The following is a 16830-nucleotide window of genomic DNA, read 5'->3' as shown; positions in this document are numbered from 1 at the left end:
GCGACTCAGTTGGCCGCAGGTGCGGTCGCCACTGTCGTGGTCTGCTCGTTCCAACCACCGCCGAGAGCCTTGTACAGGTTGACCTCGCTGGTGAGCTGGTTGAGGCGATCCCCAATCAGTTGCTGCTTGGCGCTGAACAACTGGCGCTGGGCATCGAGCAGAGTCAGGTAACTGTCCACGCCCGTACGGAAACGACGATCCGCCAGGTTGTAGTACTGCTCGCTGGTTTTCACCAGCTCACGCTGGGCCTGCAACTGCTCCTCATAGGTACTGCGCGCCGCCAGGCCGTCCGCCACTTCCTGGAAGGCGGTCTGGATGGCTTTTTCGTACTGCGCCACCTGGATGTCCTTCTGCACCTCGGCATAGTCGAGGTTGGCCTTGAGACGTCCGGCCGTGAAGATCGGCAGATTGATATGCGGCTGGAACAACCAGCTGCCCGATCCAGAGTCGAACAGGCCGGACAACTCGCGGCTACTGGTACCGGCATTGGCGGTCAGGCTGATGTTCGGGAAGAACGCCGCACGCGCCGCACCGATGCTTGCGTTGGCCGAGCGCAATTGATGCTCGGCCTGCAGCAGATCGGGACGACGTTGCAGCAGATCGGACGGCAGCCCCGCCGGTACTTCGGCGAGCAGGTTGGTGTCGAGCACTTCGCCAGCCGGAATATTGGCCGGCAAGCCATCACCCAGCAGCACGGTCAGCGCATTGCGGTCCTGGGCAACCAGACGGGTGTACTGGGCCAAATTGACCTGCGCGCTCTGTACCGCGGTACGCGCCTGGCTCAGCGCCAGGGCGTCGGCCACCCCCACATTGAAGCTACGCTCGGTGAGCGTGTAGCTCTTCTGGTAGGTGTCCAGCGTGTCGCGGGTCAGGGCCAGCAGCGCCTGGTCGGCCTGCAGTGTCAGGTAGGCATTGGCGACACTGGCGACCAGGCTGATCTGCGTGCTGCGGCGTGCTTCTTCGCTGGCGAAGTACTGCTCCAGCGTCTGCTCGTTGAGGCTGCGCAGGCGACCGAAGAAATCGATCTCCCAGGCACTGGTGCCGAGCGTGGCGCTGTACTGGCCGCTGGTGGTGGCTTCGCCGGTCTGCGACAGGTCGGCCGGCAGACGTTGCCGGGTACCGCTGCCCGCAGCGGAAATGCTCGGGAACAGCTCGGAACGCTGGATGCGGTACTGTGCGCGATAGGCGTCGATATTCAACGCGGCAACACGCAAGTCACGGTTATTGACCAGCGCCACCTCGACCAGGCGTTGCAGCGCCGGGTCGCGGAAGAACGTGCGCCAGCCAAGCTCGGCCGCCAGCGTGCCAGTTTGCGCGGCATCCGCAGCGCCGCCGTAGGCAGCGCCTTCAGGCCAGGCCGCCGCCACCGGCGCCGCAGGGCGCTGGTAGTCGGGGATCATCGTGCAGCCGCTGAGCACAGCGGCGGCAATGGTCAGAGACAACAGGGACTGCCTCACTGGACGGCCTCCTTCTCGTTGGTGGCGTTGGCGCTCTTGTCCTTGAACATCGAGCAGACCAGCACATAGAACAATGGCACCCAGAAGATCGCCAGGACCGCCGCGGTGAGCATGCCGCCGATCACACCGGTACCGATGGCGTGCTTGCTGCCGGCGCCCGCGCCGCTGGAAATGGCCAGCGGCACGACACCGAGAATGAACGCCAGCGAAGTCATGATGATCGGACGCAGTCGCATGCGGCAGGCCTCGACGGCCGCCTCGACGTGACTCTTGCCCTGCTCATGCAGCGACTTGGCGAACTCGACGATGAGGATCGCGTTACGCGCCGACAGGCCAATGGTGGTAATCAGGCCCACCTGGAAGAACACGTCGTTGGACAGCCCGCGGAACATGGTGAACATCAGCGCACCGAAGATACCCAGCGGCACCACCAGCATCACCGAGAATGGAATCGACCAGCTCTCGTACAGCGCCGCCAGACACAGGAACACCACCAGCAGCGACAACGCATACAACGCTGGAGCCTGGGAGCCCGACAGGCGCTCCTCGTAGGACTGTCCGGTCCAGGAGTAACCGACACCTTCCGGCAACTGCTTGGCGATCTCTTCCACCGCCAGCATCGCATCGCCCGAACTGTAGCCAGGCGACGGCGCACCGAGGATCTCCACCGCGCCGACACCGTTGTAGCGGGCCAGCTTGGGCGAGCCATACACCCACTTGCCGGTGGCGAAGGCGTTGAATGGCACCATCTGGCCGGTGTCATTGCGCACGAACCATTTGCTCAGGTCTTCCGGGTTCATCCGCGAGCTTGGCACGCCTTGCAGATAGACCTTCTTGACCCGCCCATGGTCGATGAAGTCGTTGACGTAGCTGCCACCCCAGGCAATCGACAGGGTGTTGTTCACGTCAGCCAGGGACACACCAAGGGTGCGTACCTTCTCATCATCGATCAGCAACTGGTACTGCGCCTCATCCATCAGGCCGTTGGCCCGCACGCTGTTCAGGATCGGGTTCTTCGAGGCCAGCTCGAGGAACTTGTCCCGCGCTTCGTTGAGCGTTTCATGGCCGACACCGGCACGGTCCTGCAGGAACAGGTTGAAACCGGTGGCGTTACCCAGCTCCATCACCGCAGGCGGCGCGAAGGCGAACACCATGGCGTCGCGGAAATCAGTGCCGAAGAAGTGCATCTGCGCGCGGTGCGCCAGGTCGAACACACTGGTGCCTTCGGCCGTACGCTCGCCCCAGGGTTTGAGCATGATGAACGCCATACCGGAGCTCTGGCCGCGGCCGGCGAAGTTGAAGCCGGTCACGGTGAACACCGACTTGACCGTACTGGCCTCATCTTCGAGCAGGTACTTACGCATGTTGTCGACGACCACCTGCGTACGCTCGGCACTGGAGCCGGACGGTGTCTGCACCTGGGCGAACAGTACGCCCTGGTCTTCGTCAGGCAGGAACGCGGTCGGAATACGGCCGAACATCCACACCATGATCGCGATGATCACCGCATACATCAGCAGGTACGGTGTCTTGCGCCGCAACATGGCCCGCACGCCGCGCTCGTAGCCGTTGACGCTGCTTTCGAAGGTACGGTTGAACCAGCCGAAGAAGCCGCGCTTGACGTGATGCTCACCCTTGGGGATCGGCTTGAGCAGGGTCGAGCACAGGGCTGGCGTGAAGATCAGCGCCAGGATCACCGACAGCACCATTGCCGAGACGATGGTGATCGAGAACTGCCGGTAGATCACGCCCGTCGAGCCACCGAAGAACGCCATCGGCAACAACACCGCCGACAGCACCACACCGATCCCGACCAGTGCGCCCTGGATCTGCCCCATGGACTTGCGCGTCGCCTCGAGTGGCGACAAGCCCTCTTCGCGCATCACCCGCTCGACGTTTTCCACCACCACGATGGCATCGTCCACCAACAGGCCGATGGCCAGGATCATGGCGAACATGGTCAGGGTGTTGATGCTGAAGCCGAAGGCCGCCAGGATGCCGAACGTCCCGAGCAGCACCACCGGCACCGCCAGGGTGGGAATGATGGTGGCCCGGAAGTTCTGCAGGAACAGGAACATCACCAGGAACACCAGCACGAAGGCTTCGAGCAGGGTATGCATCACCCCGGTGATGGACTCCGAGATCACCGGTGTGGTGTCGTACGGCATCACCACTTTCATGCCTGGCGGGAAGAACGGTTCCAGCTCGTTGATGGTCTCGCGAATGGCCTTGGCCGTGTCCAGGGCGTTGGCCCCGCTCGCCAGCTTGACCGCCAGGCCAGAAGCCGGCAGGCCGTTGAACTGCGCATCGATACTGTAGTTCTCACCGCCCAGCTCGACAGTCGCCACATCACCCAGGCGCACCTGGGAACCATCACGATTGACCTTGAGCAGGATCTTGCGGAATTCCTCCGGCGTCTGCAGGCGGGTCTTGCCGATAATGGTCGCGTTCAACTGCTGGCCAGGACCCGCTGGCAATCCGCCGAACTGGCCGGAGGAAATCTGCACGTTCTGCGCCTGGATCGCCGTTTTCACGTCGCTCGGAGTCAGCTTGAAGTTGTTCAGCTTGGCCGGATCGAGCCAGATACGCATGGCGTACTGGGCACCGAACACCTGGAAGTCACCGACGCCCTTGGTCCGCGATATCGGGTCCTGCATGTTGGACACGATGTAGTTGGACAGGTCGTTACGGGTCATGCTGCCGTCTTCCGAGACGACACCGATCACCAGCAGGAAGTTCTTCACCGCCTTGGTCACACGGATACCCTGCTGCTGCACTTCCTGCGGCAACAGAGGCGTGGCCAGCTGCAGTTTGTTCTGCACCTGGACCTGGGCGATGTCAGGGTTGGTGCCCTGCTCGAAGGTCACGGTGATGGTCATGCTGCCGTCGGAGTTGCTCTCCGAGGACATGTAGCGCAGGCCATCGATACCATTGAGCTGCTGCTCGATCACCTGGACCACGGTGTCCTGCACGGTCTGTGCGGAAGCGCCCGGGTAGCTGACCTGAATCGCCACTGCCGGCGCGGCGATGCTCGGGTACTGGTTGATCGGCAGTTTGAGAATGGACAGGCCGCCCGCCAGCATGATCACCAAGGCGATCACCCAGGCGAAGATCGGCCTGTCGATAAAGAAGTTAGCCATCGTTGTCGCTCCTTAGCGGCTGCCGGCCTGATCGGCCGCGGATGACTCCGGACCTACAGCGACGTTTTTGGCTGGGGCGACCTGTACTTCATCGCCCGGATGTACGAATTGCAGGCCTTCGGTGATCAGCTTGTCGCCAGCCTTGAGGCCGTCGGTCACCAACCAGCGATCACCCACGGTGCGCTCGGCGCTCAACTTGCGCAGCTCGACCTTGTTCTCGCCATTGACCACCAGCGCGGTCGGCTGGCCCTGCACGTTGCGCGTGATGCCTTGCTGCGGCGCCAGAATCGCACTCTGGTTAACACCCGCATTCAGGCGCGCATGCACGAACATGCCTGGCAACAGGCTGTGATCCGGGTTGGGGAACACGGCGCGCAGCGTGACCGAGCCTGTGCCTTCGTCGACCGAAACTTCGGAGAATTCCAGCGTGCCTTCGTGTTCGTACTGGCTGCCGTCTTCGAGCGTCAGCTGAACCTTGGCAGCATTCTCACCAGCCTTCTCCAGCTTCCCACTGGCCAGCTCGCGGCGCAGACGCAGCAGGTCCTTGCTCGGCTGGGTGACATCGACATAGATAGGGTCGAGCTGCTGGATAGTAGCCAGCGCCTGAGCCTGGCCATTGTTGACCAGGGCACCCTCGGTGACGGCCGAACGGCCGACGCGGCCGGAGATCGGCGCAAGCACCTTGGTGTAGCGCAGGTCGATACGGGCTCTTTCTGCCGCGGCTTCGGCCTGCAGGCTGGAAGCGCGGGCTTCGTCATACGCCTGCTTGCTCACGGCTTGGTCGGCGACCAGGTCCTTGTAGCGCGTGGCCAGCGACTGCGTCGACGCCAGGGTCGCCTGGGCGCTCTTGTAGCTGGCCTGGTACACGGATTCGTCGATCTGGTAGAGCTGCTCGCCGGCCTTGACCTCGGAGCCTTCCTTGAACAGGCGCTTCTGGATGATGCCGTCGACCTGCGGGCGCACTTCAGCGATGCGGTACGCGCTGGTACGGCCCGGCAACTCGGCCGTCAACGTGAAGGGTTCTGCCTGCAGGGTGATTACACCGACCTGTTGCGGCGGTGGCGCAGGGTGTTCGGCCTCTTCCTTACAGCCGACCAGGGTAAACGTGGCCAGAGCGACGGCGGAAACCATGGCTACATAGGCTGGCTTCTTGTGCATCTGAATCGACCTCATATGGAGAATTCGTCGGGACCGTGAAGGCACCCGAGCGGGGATGGGAAGTGGACTATTTAGGTAGCTAACGAATATACTTACATCCGAGAATGTTTGTAAATGCTTTATTCCTCTAGAACATAAGAATATGACTGTGCCGATTTGGCTATTTATCCGTGGGCTTGCTGAGTTGAAGAATGGCCAGACGTACCAAAGAAGAAGCTGAAGAAACCCGAGTGGACATCCTCGATGCTGCCGAACGGGTGTTCTACGCCAAAGGCGTGTCGCGCACTTCTCTGGCGGATATCGCCACCGCTGCCGGCGTCAGCCGGGGCGCGATCTATTGGCACTTCCAGAATAAGGTCGATGTGTTTCAGGCATTGTTCGACCGTCTGCGCCTGCCCCTCGAAGACCTCGCCACAGCCAGCGAACGGGAAGACGAGCCCGATCCGCTGGGCCGTATGCGCGAATTGATGATACGGGTGCTGTGCGATCTGGAAAATGATCCACAACGTCGCAGGGTCAGTGAAATCCTTTTGTACAAATGCGAGTACACCGATGACCTGGGCGACCTGCGCCAACGCATGCAGGAATTCAGCCTGGAGTGCGACGTACGCATCGAGCGCACCCTGCGCAACGCCGTGAACAAAGGGCAACTCCCCAGCACCCTGGACTGTCAGCGCGCCGCCACCTGCCTGCATGCCTGCCTGGACGGCATCCAGGCCCGCTGGCTACTGGCCGCCGGGCCACAACCACTGGCCGATCAAGCCGCGCTGCTGGTGGACTCCCTGCTCGACATGCTGCGCTACAGCCCCTCCCTGCGCACAGCCTGATCAATACGCCCCAGCGTGCGCAGCACCGCGAAGGCCACCCCGGCTGAAACCACCTCGAACAACAGGGCGTAGAGATTGAACGTCTGCTGCAGGCCGCCATCCAGGTACAGGCCTGCGATACGCCCCAGCGCCAACGCACTGTAGAGCAGCACCAGCAAGGTCAGTGCCGGGCGCAGCAAGTCGACCCTCAACAAGGCCAGCACCAGGTAAAGCGCCAGTGCGATCTGCAATGCCCCGTAATAAGCGCGCACATCGGTAATGGCTGCCGGCTCCATCAGCAGCATGCCGCTGAGGCTGGCCATCTCCTGCGGCCAGATGAAATAGGCCAGCCCTGCCACCGCGAGAAACACGGCCTGCACAATCAACACGATACGAGCGAGCAACATGGCTTTGACTCCTGATTCCGTGGGTAATCGATCGCCCTCTCCTGTATAGGACCCGCCTATCGGGGCGCTTCGCGCTGAGTGGCTGCAGCATAGGCCGGATTGTCGCACCGAGACAGGCCGCCCTGTGCCTGCGACGCAAGTGGCGCTATCCTGCGCCGATTCCCTTCAGGAGCTATTCGCATGCGCCCCCTTTTTCTTGCTGCGGCTCTGTTTGCCGCCACTGCCCAGGCTGCCGAACAACTGAGCATGGATGTCTATCGCGACCCCAACTGTGGTTGCTGCACGGCCTGGATCAGCCATCTGGAAGCCAACGGCATTCAGGTCAACGACCACATCGAAAATGACATGACAGCCGTCAAACAGCACCTCGGCGTGCCGCCTCGCCTGGCCTCGTGCCATACCGGCGTGATCGACGGCAAGTTCGTCGAAGGCCACGTTCCTGCTGCAGACATCCTCAAACTGCGTGCCCAGCCGGACCTGATCGGCGCCGCCGTACCGGGCATGCCGGCTGGCTCGCCAGGCATGGAAATGGGCGGTCGGCAGGACGCTTACCAAGTGGTCGGCTTGCTGCGTGATGGCCAGGAACGGGTCATCAGCGACTACCCGAAAAACTGAAAAATCCGGGCAGCCGATCACCGGACTGGCGCGGATGCACGCCAGCGTTAACACTGACGATTCGACGGGATAACGGGCCAACTGAATAATGGAGAATGACCATGCGCTGGCAACGGGCACGACGTAGCGACAATGTGGTGGACGCCCGTGGCGGCGGCGGTGGCATGCGCTTTGGCGGCGGCAAGGGCTTGAGCCTGGGCGGCATCGCCATCGTGGTAATCATTGGCTTGATGATGGGCCAGGACCCGTTGACGATCCTCGGCCAGCTTGCTGGGCAAGGCGGCGTCAGCACCCAGAGCAGCCAACCTGCGCCAACCGCCAACGACCAGCAAAGCGAATTCGTCCGCGCCGTGCTCGGTGACACCGAGGACACCTGGCGCGCCATCTTCCGCGCAGGTGGCAAACAGTACCAGGATCCGAAACTGGTGCTCTTCAGTGGCGGCGTCAACTCGGCCTGCGGTTTCGCCGATGCGGCTGTCGGGCCGTTCTACTGCCCCGGCGACCGTCAGGTGTACCTCGACCTGCAATTCTTCCACGAACTGGAAACCCGCTTCGCCGCCGCAGGCGATTTCGCCCAGGCCTACGTGATCGCCCACGAGGTCGGTCACCATGTGCAGACGCTGCTCGGCGTCTCGGCCAAGGTCAACGCCGCCCGCCAGCGCGGTGAAAAGCTCGAAGGCGACAACGGTCTGCTGGTGCGCCAGGAACTGCAAGCCGACTGCCTGGCAGGCGTCTGGGCCCATCACGCGCAACAGCGCCTGGACTGGCTGGAGGCCGGTGACCTGGAGGAAGCCCTGAATGCCGCCAATGCCATCGGCGACGACCGCCTACAGCAAAAGGCTCGCGGGCGCGTGGTGCCGGACTCATTCACCCATGGCACGTCTGCCCAGCGCGTGCGCTGGTTCAAGACCGGCTTCGAACAGGGCGACCTGAACCGTTGCGATACCTTCAAGGCGGCACGCCTGTAGGCACACAGACGACCCGCGCCACAGGTGCGGGTCGTCCTCGCTACTCCTGCTGTTGATATGCCTTGGGCGACACGCCGTACCAGCCCTTGAATGCCTTGTAGAACGCACTGGGTTCGCTGAAGCCCAGTTCGCGACTGAGCTGCTCCACACGACAATCCGGCTGCGCCAGGCGCTGCAGCGCGTACTGCCGACGCACATCGGCCAGCAACTCGGAAAAGCTGCATTGCTCGGCACGTAGGTGACGGTGCAGGGTCTGCCGGCTGATCCCCAACTGCCCGGCGACCGCGGCCACCGAGACCTCGCCACCGAGCAATCCCCGCTCGATCAACTGCACCGTCTGCGCGCGAACGCTGTATTGCAGGGGCAACTGCGCCTGCATTGCGCTGACCCGCTGCTGCATCAACCCCTTCAGATAGGTATTGGCACCCAGCACCGGCAGCAACAGGTCCGCCTCACGCAGCTCGAGGTAATCGGAACGCTCGGCAAAGCGTGCCGCCACACCGAACACCTGGCGATAGACCGCGGGCGCTGCCAAGGCCGCATGACGAAAACCCACCGCCTGCGGCATCAAGGTCACCCCCGTCAGCTGACGCGCCCAGCACAGCGCGGAACTCACGCTGTACTCGCTGACCACGGCATGACCGAGCAATGGCGCGCTGAACTGCATGGAGATACGCACCCGCGCACCGCTGCGCTCGACCACGACGCCCTCGCCCTCGCTCATCACCGGGATGTAGCGGCAGAACAGCTCCAGCGCCTCCCCCAAGGTGGCGCTCTGGGCAATCAGGTTGGCCACCGGCCCGCGCGTCTGCAAGCCACGTTGCTGGCCGAGCAACAAGCCGATCTCCGCACCAGCGCCACGGCTCAGCGCCAACCGCCACAGATGCAGAACCCAGTTCAGCGGAATGCGCCGCTCAAGATCCTGCAACTGCTCGGGCGCCACGCCCAGCTCATGCAGATCGTCCGGCCCAACGAGCGCGAGCCGCTGCAGCGACAGGTACAGATCGAGCAATTGCGAGGCCGTCCCGGCGGGAATGTTCGCCTGCAACATGAGGAAATCCTTGACCACACCGATAGGCCGATTGTGCACAGCAGATGAGACGAATTGCCAGTCCCGTGCAACCGCTGGCTATCAACAAGTTTGCCCGTGCGACGTAGATTGGCAGGCAGAACAACATCGAGTGCACCGCACCACCGGAGTCCGCTACATGAGTCAGCAAGACCTGATCACCCTGCCGCGCCTGTGCGCACGCCTCCCTCGCCTGCTGGTCGACCTTCCAGGCATCGTCAAGGGCCTGCGCATCTCCAACCGCAGCCGTGGCACCTATGCCACCGGATTGGGCAGTTGCGTGGAACTGGCCGCACAGCAGAACCCACAGGGCCTGGCCATGATCCAGGGCGAGAACTGCCTGACCTATGCGGCGTTCAACCAGTGGGCCAACCGCATCGCGCATTACCTCGACTCGCGTGGCCTGCAGCAAGGCGACACGGTAGCGCTGTTTATGGAAAACCGTCTGGAGCTGCTGGCCTGCGTCACCGCCTGCGCCAAACTCGGCCTGGTCAGCGCCTTGGTCAACAGCAGCCAACGGGGCCAGGTTCTGGCCCACAGTATCAACCTGGTCAACCCCAAGATGGCCGTGGTTGGCGAGGAGCTGCTGGAAGCCTTCGAACAGGTAGGTCCCGACCTGGAGCTGGCCACCGATGCCCGCGCCTTCCTGGCTGACCGTCCCACCTGGCTCGATGCCGGTGAGGCGCCCAGCGGGTGGCTGCACCTGGCCGCCGAGCTGGCAAAACAACCCGAGCACAATCCGCAACCCGCCCGCCCGGTGCAGGCTGACGACTCCTGCTTCTATATCTACACCTCGGGCACCTCCGGCCTGCCGAAAGCCGTGGTGTTCAACCATGGTCGTTTCATGAAGGGCTACGCGATGTTCGGCTTCGGCGCGATGCGTCTGCGTCGTGACGACCGCATGTACGTCACCCTGCCCTTCTACCACGGCACCGCCATGGTGGTGTGCTGGGGCTCGGTGCTGGCCGGCCAGAGCACCCTGATCATGGCGCGCAAGTTCAGCGCCAGCCGTTTCTGGGATGAGGTGCGTCAGTACCAGGCCACCGCCTTCGGCTATGTCGGCGAGCTGTGCCGCTACCTGCTGGAAAGCCCTCCGCGCCCCGAGGACAGCAACAACAGCATCCGCATCATGCTCGGCAACGGCCTGCGCCCGGGCATCTGGCAGACCTTCAAACAGCGCTTCGACATCGACCGCGTGGTCGAGCTGTATGCCTCGAGCGAAGGTAACGTCGGCTTCACCAACCTGCTCAACCTCGACAACACCGTGGGCTTTTCGCCCTACCCCTACGCCATCGTCCGCTACGACCAGGAGCGTGAAGCGCCTCTGCGCGAGAACGGCCAGTTGCACAAGGTGAAAAAGGGCGAAGCAGGTCTGCTGCTCGGCAAGATCACCGACAAGAGTCCGTTCCATGGCTACACCGATGCGCAGAAAACCGAGAAGAGCATCCTGCGTGACGTGTTCGAGCCGGGCGATGCCTGGTTCAACACCGGCGACCTGATGCGCGACCTGGGCTTTCGTCATGCACAATTCGTCGACCGCCTTGGCGACACCTTCCGCTGGAAAGGCGAGAACGTTTCCACCACCCAGGTGGAGGCCATTCTGGATGGCATCGACCAAGTCAGCGAAACCGTGGTCTACGGGGTGGAAATCGCCGGCACCAATGGCCGCGCGGGTATGGCTTGCATCCGTCTGAACGCACCCGCCGAGAGCTTCGACTTCCAGGCCATGCTGGAACGCCTGCGCAAAGAGCTGCCGAACTATGCCGTGCCCCTGTTCCTGCGCTTGAGCAAGCAGGTGGAAACCACCGGCACCTTCAAGCACAAGAAGGGGCCACTCAAGGAGCAGGGGTTCGATCCGCAGCGCTGCCCGGACCCGCTGTATGCCTGGATTCCCGGCAGTGACCGCTACGTGCCGCTGACCGATGAGCTGCATACGGCCATTCAGGCCGGTGCCTACCGCTACTAAGCGACGGCGATCGCCTGCGTCACCTGCGCCAGTAACGCGGCGCAGTCCGGGGCGTAGGCGTCCGTCAATTCCGGCCAGGGGTTGTCTGGCAAGTTGACCAGTACGCCAAAGGCGCCCGCAGCACGGGCGCAGTCCAGGTCGAAGCGGTAGTCGCCCACCATTACCATCGCCGTGGGGCTGATACCCCAACGGCTCGCCAGTTGCAGCAGGCCGTCCGGGTCTGGCTTGGGAATCGCCTCGCTTCGCCCGATCACATCAGCACTGGCAAAGCAGTCACCCAGGCCAATGGCTTCCAGGGTCAGCAGTGCCAGTTCGTGAGCGTTGCGGGTCAGGATGCCGAGTTGGCAACCACGGGCATGCAGCGCCCGCACCAGTTCGACCGCTCCGGGTGCCGCCACCGAGCCAAGCGCCAGGTCGCGTTCATGCTCCAGCAACCAGGCGTGTTTGGCCTGGGCCTCCGCCTCGGGCAACGCAGCGAGGTGATGAAGGATGTCGTCCTCCGCCGGGATCGACAGCGCCTCGCGAATCGCCGCGAAATCATGTACGGCAACCGTCAGGGTGCCGTCCATGTCGAACACCCAGTGGCGTGCCGTAGACAGTGTCACTTCCAGTCCTCGCGCTGACGAATCAGCCCTTCCTGGCTCACCGATGCCACCAGCTTTCCTGCGCGGTTGAAGATGCTGGCACGCGAGAAACCACGGGCATTGCCGGCCCACGGACTGTCCATGGAATACAGCAACCAGTCATCCATGCGCAGGTCGGAGTGAAACCACAGCGAATGGTCCAGACTGGCCACCTGCATGAACTTCTGGAACACCGATACGCCGTGGGGCAGCATCGAGGTGGTCAGCAGGTTGAAGTCGCTGGCGTAGGCCAGCAGGTATTTGTGCAGGCTCGGCTCATCCGGCAGGTTGCCGTCGGCGCGAAACCAGACGTGTTTGATCGGCTCGCCCGGCTGCGGCGCGAATGGGTTGATGCGCGTTACCGGACGGATCTCGATGGGTTTGTCACTGGTCATGCGCTCACGCATGCGCTCGGGAATCAGCGCGGCGACTTCGCGCGCCAACTCGGTTTCCGACTGCAAGGCTTCCGGGCCTGGCACATCGGGCATCGTCAACTGATGGTTGAAGCCTTCTTCGTCATACTGGAACGAAGCGCTGCAGGTGAAAATCGGCTGGCCTTTCTGTACGGCCGTGACCCGTCGGGTGCTGAAGCTGCCGCCGTCACGCACGCGCTCGACCTGATAGACCACCGGCAACGTGGCATCGCCGGGGCGCAGGAAATAACCGTGCAACGAATGCACATGGCGCGCATCGTCCACCGTCTTGCTTGCCGCCGATACGCACTGGCCGATCACCTGACCACCGAACAGCTGGCGGAAACCCAGGTCCTGACTGACACCACGAAACAGATTCTCCTCGATCTGCTCCAGGCTCAGCAGGGCAACCAGATCATCCAGCACTTTACTCATCGACTCTCTCCTCGGGGCGGCGCACATCAGGGTAGGCAGGGGCGGTGCTCAGGCGTTCATCCCACACGGCCCGACCCAGGGTGAAATGGTAAAGGCTTTGCCAGCGGCTGTCGGCCAGTTCCAGCAATTCATGCACCTGATCATCAAAAAAACAGCCGATTCCAGTACCGGATAGTCCCGCCGCCTCGGCCTCCAGGTACAGCAACTGGCCGATCAGGCCGCATTCCCAGTAAAGCCGTGGATAGTGGTGTGCACCTCGGGCCAGGACCGCATCGAAGCGCGCGAGCATGGCCACCGCCACACAACCATCGGAAGCAATGTCCTGGCCGCACGACAGAAACGCCGACACCCCTCGGGCATCCCCTGGCAGCAAACGGTAGAGCGGCAGTTCGGCGTGAGCACGCTGCCAGAGGAAATCAGCACGCATGCCGCCCTGCGCCAGCCCGTCGCCACGCGCCAGCCAATACAGCCCCGGCGCCAGCCCCTGTACGCGATGGACGAACAGCAGCAGGTCGACCTGCGCGGCCTCGCCCGTCACCGCGAAGGGTACTGGTGAGTTGCCCGGCAACAGGCGGCGTAACCAGGCATACAACAGCTCGGCCTGAATGCCGCTGCGGCCATCCATCGCCTGGGCGCTGCGGCGCCGATGCAGGATCGGCCGCAACGGCAGCCCCGGATTGTCGTCCTGCGTCTGGCCCGGCGTTACCGACCAGGCCGGCTCTGGCAGCGCGGGGGCACGGCACAATGCCTGTACCCGTTGCAGCTCAGGCCACTCGCGCTGCTGACGCGACAGGCGATTCGGCAGGCCAGCGAGGTCCATAGCCGCCAGCCCCGTCAGCAGCCGCTCCGGCAACGTGAATGCCTGGCTCTGCGGTGGGCCGATCCATAGCAGGCAGTCCGCGTGCTCGGCCTCGGCAAAGCCTTCGCGATCCAGACCAAGCACCCCATCCAGACGAGGCTCGGCCACGCTGCGCAACACCCGCACCTGCCAACCCTGGATGCTCGCGGCGATGCTCAGGCAAGCCAGCGCATGGCCCAGGTCATGCTGACAATAGCGGTAGGCGCGTTCGCCATACTTCCAGGCCTCGCGCCAGGCGATGCTGGCCAGGCCGAGGAGAAAGCCTCCTGGCGGCAGCGCCGTAGCCAGATCCCCGCCCAGCACGCCCGGTAATTCGGCGCGGACCTCCAGGGCATGTTGATCCGGTGCGTAGTGCGCCAGCAGCGCCTGTTCGCCCAGCACGCCCGGAGGCAACAGCAGATAGGCTTCGGTCGGGTGCAGGTTGCCGGAGGACGGATTGACCCGCAGTGCCCAGCGATTGCCACCTGCTTCTTTCCAGGCGGAAAGCGCCAGGCTGTCATACAGCAGTTGCGACAGACGCGCACGCTCCAGGGCAGCGGGTTTTGGCAGTGGAGCGGCGAATACCGCGTCGTAGGCGGGCGACTCTTCCTGCGGGCGCTGCCACAACTCGATCAGCCGTACCCCCTGATAGCGGCGGAACGGTGCCGGCTGGGTCGCCCAGTCCAACTGCCCCGGACCAGGCGCGTAGACATCCGACCGATGCTTGCTCAGTTCGTGGTAGGCCCTTACCGCCTGTTCAGCGTCCATCGATGCACTCCTGCCACTGCTGCCGGGCCAGCCGATACAGAACATGAGGGCGCAACGGATGGCCAACGGGCAGGCGCGGGTGCTCGAAGTCGCCCGCCGAATCATGGCGCATGCCCAAGCGCTGCATCACACTTCGCGACGGCAGGTTGGCCGGCACGGTAAAGGCCACGACCTCATCCAGTTGCAAACGCTCGAAAGCGAAGGCCAACGCTGCCTGCGCCGCCTCCAGCACATAGCCCTGGCGCCAGAAGGCCTTGTGCAGGCGGTAGGTGATTTCTACCGCTGGGGTAAAAGGCGCCTCGAAGCCCACCCGCAGCAGACCGAGCACACCGATCAGCCCCGGTTGGTCGTGGCGCTCCAGTACCCACGCGCCAAAACCGTGCTCGGCGAAATGCGCACGAACGCGCTGCGCCAATGCATCGCTCTCGGCCGTGCTCAGGCAAGCCGGAAAATGCCGCATCACCTCGGGGTCGCCGTTCATTTCGGCAAAGCTCGCCAGGTCGGAGTCATGCCAGGAGCGCAGACGCAGGCGTGCGCTGTGCAATACGATGGGTTCCACGTGCGCTCCTTGAGCCCTGAGTCAGGCGCACAGCATACTGCCTGCCGTGTTATCGCGAGAGCCGCCCGATGCCCCTGCCGCTGGTCTATCACGACGACTACAGCCCGCCCTTCCCCGCCGGCCATCGTTTCCCGATGGAGAAATTCCGTCTATTGCGCGACCACTTGATCGACAGCGGCCTAACCACCGATGCCACGCTGCTGCGCCCGGCGCTGTGCCCAGCCGACGTGCTGGCACTGGCGCACTGCCCGGACTATATCGCGCGTTTTCTCGGCGGCGACCTCAGTCCAGATGAGCTGCGCCGGCTCGGCCTGCCCTGGAGCGAAGCGCTGGCCCGGCGCACCATTCGCGCCGTCGGCGGCTCGCTGCTGACAGCCGAACTGGCCTTGCAACATGGCATTGCCTGTCACCTCGCTGGCGGCACCCATCATGCCCACTACGACCATGCTTCGGGCTTTTGCATCTTCAACGACCTGGCGGTGATTGCCCTCCACCTGCTGGAAAGTGGCAAGGCCGGGCGCGTGCTGATCTTCGACTGCGACGTACACCAGGGCGATGGCACCGCACGTATCCTCGACGGCATCGCCGATGCCGTGACCGTGTCGCTGCACTGCGAGCAGAATTTCCCCGCCCGCAAGGCGCATAGCGATTGGGACATTGCCCTGCCCAAGGGCATGGGTGACCACGACTACCTCAAGGTGGTCAACGACAGCCTGGGTTATCTGCTGGCGCTGTATCAGCCGGATATCGTGCTCTATGACGCCGGTGTCGACGTGCACCGCAACGACGCCCTTGGCTACCTGAACCTCAGCGATGCTGGCATTGCCGCACGCGACGAGGCGGTGTTCGACCACTGCCTGAGCCGTGACATTCCCGTACTCGGTGTGATTGGAGGCGGTTACGACAAGGACCGTGCTGCCCTCGCCCGGCGCCATGGCATCCTGCACCACAGCGCTGCCCGAGCCCTGGCCCGTGTCACCGGTTGACCCGCCGCACACGACTATCTGGCCATCCATCACCGTTGCTAGAATCGCCCGCCCACCGCCCGGACCGATTCAATGCACGCGCAGCCTTATCAACCTCCGACATCGAGCGGCGTTGCCGAATGCGTGTATTGCCGCTACTGCGCCGGCCCGCTGACACCGGTGGACAATCAGTGCCCGCAGTGCGGCGCCAAACAGAACCTCAACGCCAAGAACAGGGTACTTGCCGGCCTGCTCGCCCTGTTTCTCGGTGGCCTGGGGATTCACCGCTTCTACCTGGGGCAATGGTGGGGCGTGTTCTACCTGCTGTTCTACTGGACTGGCATTCCCTCCATCGCCAGCTTCATCGAGGCCATTGTGTTCCTCTGCCGAGACCAGGCGACCTGGCTGACCAAATACGGCAACGTCAAGCACAGCAGCCTGTTCAACGTGTTTCTCGGCGTTCTGATGAGCCTCATTCTCGCTACCACCGCCCTCGCTGCCTATGCCACTTATGTTGCCTATGTCACTTACCAACAGCGCCTTGATCCACTGCTGTTGCAGCCCCTGGAAAGAACGTACTGACCACAGGCTGGGAGTTCGCCCCCGCTCCGCGCCGTGGCTCGTATAGAATTCTCCACCTCGC

15 protein-coding genes are annotated in these 16830 nt (G+C 63.4%); 6 read left to right on the top strand and 9 right to left on the bottom strand.

Annotation, left to right across the window (positions count from 1 at the left end):
- Positions 1-5: 5 nt before the first annotated feature.
- From adeC to ACWPW0_RS03585, 3 genes are read right to left on the bottom strand one after another with little or no spacing between them, the layout of a single operon-like run.
- Complete coding sequence (gene adeC / locus ACWPW0_RS03595) at positions 6-1457, bottom strand: AdeC/AdeK/OprM family multidrug efflux complex outer membrane factor (RefSeq protein ID WP_447589069.1); 1452 nt, start codon at positions 1455-1457, stop codon at positions 6-8.
- Complete coding sequence (locus ACWPW0_RS03590; protein ID WP_447589067.1) at positions 1454-4597, bottom strand: efflux RND transporter permease subunit; 3144 nt, start codon at positions 4595-4597, stop codon at positions 1454-1456. The genes adeC and ACWPW0_RS03590 overlap by 4 nt, the downstream gene beginning before the upstream one ends.
- A 12-nt stretch (positions 4598-4609) precedes the next feature.
- A complete protein-coding gene (locus tag ACWPW0_RS03585) occupies positions 4610-5755 on the bottom strand; it encodes an efflux RND transporter periplasmic adaptor subunit (RefSeq protein WP_447589065.1) in 1146 nt (381 codons plus the stop codon).
- Between the two features lie 191 nt (positions 5756-5946).
- Here ACWPW0_RS03585 and ACWPW0_RS03580 point away from each other — a divergent pair, with 191 nt between their 5' ends.
- Complete coding sequence (locus tag ACWPW0_RS03580; RefSeq protein ID WP_454254455.1) at positions 5947-6582, top strand: TetR family transcriptional regulator; 636 nt, start codon at positions 5947-5949, stop codon at positions 6580-6582.
- On the opposite strand, the gene ACWPW0_RS03575 is transcribed toward ACWPW0_RS03580, so the two are convergent.
- The gene (locus ACWPW0_RS03575; protein WP_454254454.1) at positions 6555-6968 is read right to left on the bottom strand and encodes a DUF4345 domain-containing protein; all 414 of its coding nucleotides are present in this window, start codon (positions 6966-6968) and stop codon (positions 6555-6557) included. The two genes, ACWPW0_RS03580 and ACWPW0_RS03575, sit on opposite strands and share 28 nt — an antisense overlap.
- Before the next feature lie 180 nt (positions 6969-7148).
- Here ACWPW0_RS03575 and ACWPW0_RS03570 point away from each other — a divergent pair, with 180 nt between their 5' ends.
- Both ACWPW0_RS03570 and ypfJ read left to right on the top strand, forming a co-directional pair.
- Positions 7149-7583, top strand: a complete 435-nt coding sequence (locus ACWPW0_RS03570; protein WP_454254453.1) for a DUF411 domain-containing protein — start codon at positions 7149-7151, stop codon at positions 7581-7583.
- Between the two features lie 101 nt (positions 7584-7684).
- Entirely contained in the window at positions 7685-8551 is an 867-nt protein-coding gene (gene ypfJ, locus ACWPW0_RS03565; RefSeq protein WP_447589057.1) for a KPN_02809 family neutral zinc metallopeptidase, read from the top strand.
- 40 nt (positions 8552-8591) lie between these two features.
- Here ypfJ and ACWPW0_RS03560 read toward each other — a convergent pair whose 3' ends face one another.
- A complete protein-coding gene (locus ACWPW0_RS03560) occupies positions 8592-9602 on the bottom strand; it encodes an AraC family transcriptional regulator ligand-binding domain-containing protein (RefSeq protein ID WP_447589055.1) in 1011 nt (336 codons plus the stop codon).
- A 157-nt stretch (positions 9603-9759) separates the two neighbouring features.
- Here ACWPW0_RS03560 and ACWPW0_RS03555 point away from each other — a divergent pair, with 157 nt between their 5' ends.
- Positions 9760-11586, top strand: coding sequence for a long-chain-acyl-CoA synthetase (locus ACWPW0_RS03555; protein WP_454254452.1), 1827 nt, complete (start codon positions 9760-9762; stop codon positions 11584-11586).
- On the opposite strand, the gene ACWPW0_RS03550 is transcribed toward ACWPW0_RS03555, so the two are convergent.
- Genes ACWPW0_RS03550 through ACWPW0_RS03535 form a run of 4 tightly spaced genes read right to left on the bottom strand, consistent with a single transcriptional unit; the run spans position 11583 to position 15222 of the window.
- Positions 11583-12191 carry an HAD family hydrolase gene (locus ACWPW0_RS03550; protein WP_454254451.1) on the bottom strand — a complete coding sequence of 203 codons (609 nt, stop codon included), beginning with the start codon at positions 12189-12191 and terminating at the stop codon, positions 11583-11585. The genes ACWPW0_RS03555 and ACWPW0_RS03550 overlap by 4 nt on opposite strands.
- A complete protein-coding gene (gene tesB / locus ACWPW0_RS03545; RefSeq protein WP_454254450.1) occupies positions 12188-13057 on the bottom strand; it encodes an acyl-CoA thioesterase II in 870 nt (289 codons plus the stop codon). Before tesB ends, ACWPW0_RS03550 begins: the two co-directional genes overlap by 4 nt.
- Positions 13050-14663, bottom strand: a complete 1614-nt coding sequence (locus ACWPW0_RS03540) for a SagB/ThcOx family dehydrogenase (RefSeq protein ID WP_454254449.1) — start codon at positions 14661-14663, stop codon at positions 13050-13052. Before ACWPW0_RS03540 ends, tesB begins: the two co-directional genes overlap by 8 nt.
- Positions 14653-15222: a GNAT family N-acetyltransferase gene (locus ACWPW0_RS03535; RefSeq protein ID WP_454254448.1), complete on the bottom strand. Its 570-nt coding sequence runs from the start codon at positions 15220-15222 to the stop codon at positions 14653-14655. Before ACWPW0_RS03535 ends, ACWPW0_RS03540 begins: the two co-directional genes overlap by 11 nt.
- A gap of 68 nt (positions 15223-15290) precedes the next feature.
- Between ACWPW0_RS03535 and ACWPW0_RS03530 the strand changes: the two genes are divergently transcribed.
- Together ACWPW0_RS03530 and ACWPW0_RS03525 are read left to right on the top strand one after the other, a co-directional pair.
- A complete protein-coding gene (locus ACWPW0_RS03530; protein WP_454254447.1) occupies positions 15291-16208 on the top strand; it encodes a histone deacetylase family protein in 918 nt (305 codons plus the stop codon).
- A 72-nt stretch (positions 16209-16280) separates the two neighbouring features.
- Positions 16281-16769 (top strand): TM2 domain-containing protein, encoded by a 489-nt coding sequence (locus ACWPW0_RS03525; RefSeq protein ID WP_454254446.1) that lies wholly within the window; start codon positions 16281-16283, stop codon positions 16767-16769.
- Positions 16770-16830 lie beyond the last annotated feature (61 nt).

Source organism: Pseudomonas sp. Marseille-Q8238 (assembly GCF_965111915.1).
The sequence above is the reverse complement of the archived record's forward strand: the minus strand, read 5'-3'. Positions and strand labels throughout refer to the sequence as shown.

Bases quoted from the DNA above. Each gene is read 5' to 3' on its own strand.
- ACWPW0_RS03590 (WP_447589067.1), bottom strand. From the start codon at position 4,597: ATGGCTAACTTCTTTATCGACAGGCCGATCTTCGCCTGGGTGATCGCC.
- ACWPW0_RS03585 (WP_447589065.1), bottom strand. From the start codon at position 5,755: ATGCACAAGAAGCCAGCCTATGTAGCCATGGTTTCCGCCGTCGCTCTG.
- ACWPW0_RS03580 (WP_454254455.1), top strand. From the start codon at position 5,947: ATGGCCAGACGTACCAAAGAAGAAGCTGAAGAAACCCGAGTGGACATC.
- ACWPW0_RS03575 (WP_454254454.1), bottom strand. From the start codon at position 6,968: ATGTTGCTCGCTCGTATCGTGTTGATTGTGCAGGCCGTGTTTCTCGCG.
- ACWPW0_RS03570 (WP_454254453.1), top strand. From the start codon at position 7,149: ATGCGCCCCCTTTTTCTTGCTGCGGCTCTGTTTGCCGCCACTGCCCAG.
- ypfJ (WP_447589057.1), top strand. From the start codon at position 7,685: ATGCGCTGGCAACGGGCACGACGTAGCGACAATGTGGTGGACGCCCGT.
- ACWPW0_RS03560 (WP_447589055.1), bottom strand. From the start codon at position 9,602: ATGTTGCAGGCGAACATTCCCGCCGGGACGGCCTCGCAATTGCTCGAT.
- ACWPW0_RS03555 (WP_454254452.1), top strand. From the start codon at position 9,760: ATGAGTCAGCAAGACCTGATCACCCTGCCGCGCCTGTGCGCACGCCTC.
- tesB (WP_454254450.1), bottom strand. From the start codon at position 13,057: ATGAGTAAAGTGCTGGATGATCTGGTTGCCCTGCTGAGCCTGGAGCAG.
- ACWPW0_RS03540 (WP_454254449.1), bottom strand. From the start codon at position 14,663: ATGGACGCTGAACAGGCGGTAAGGGCCTACCACGAACTGAGCAAGCAT.
- ACWPW0_RS03530 (WP_454254447.1), top strand. From the start codon at position 15,291: ATGCCCCTGCCGCTGGTCTATCACGACGACTACAGCCCGCCCTTCCCC.
- ACWPW0_RS03525 (WP_454254446.1), top strand. From the start codon at position 16,281: ATGCACGCGCAGCCTTATCAACCTCCGACATCGAGCGGCGTTGCCGAA.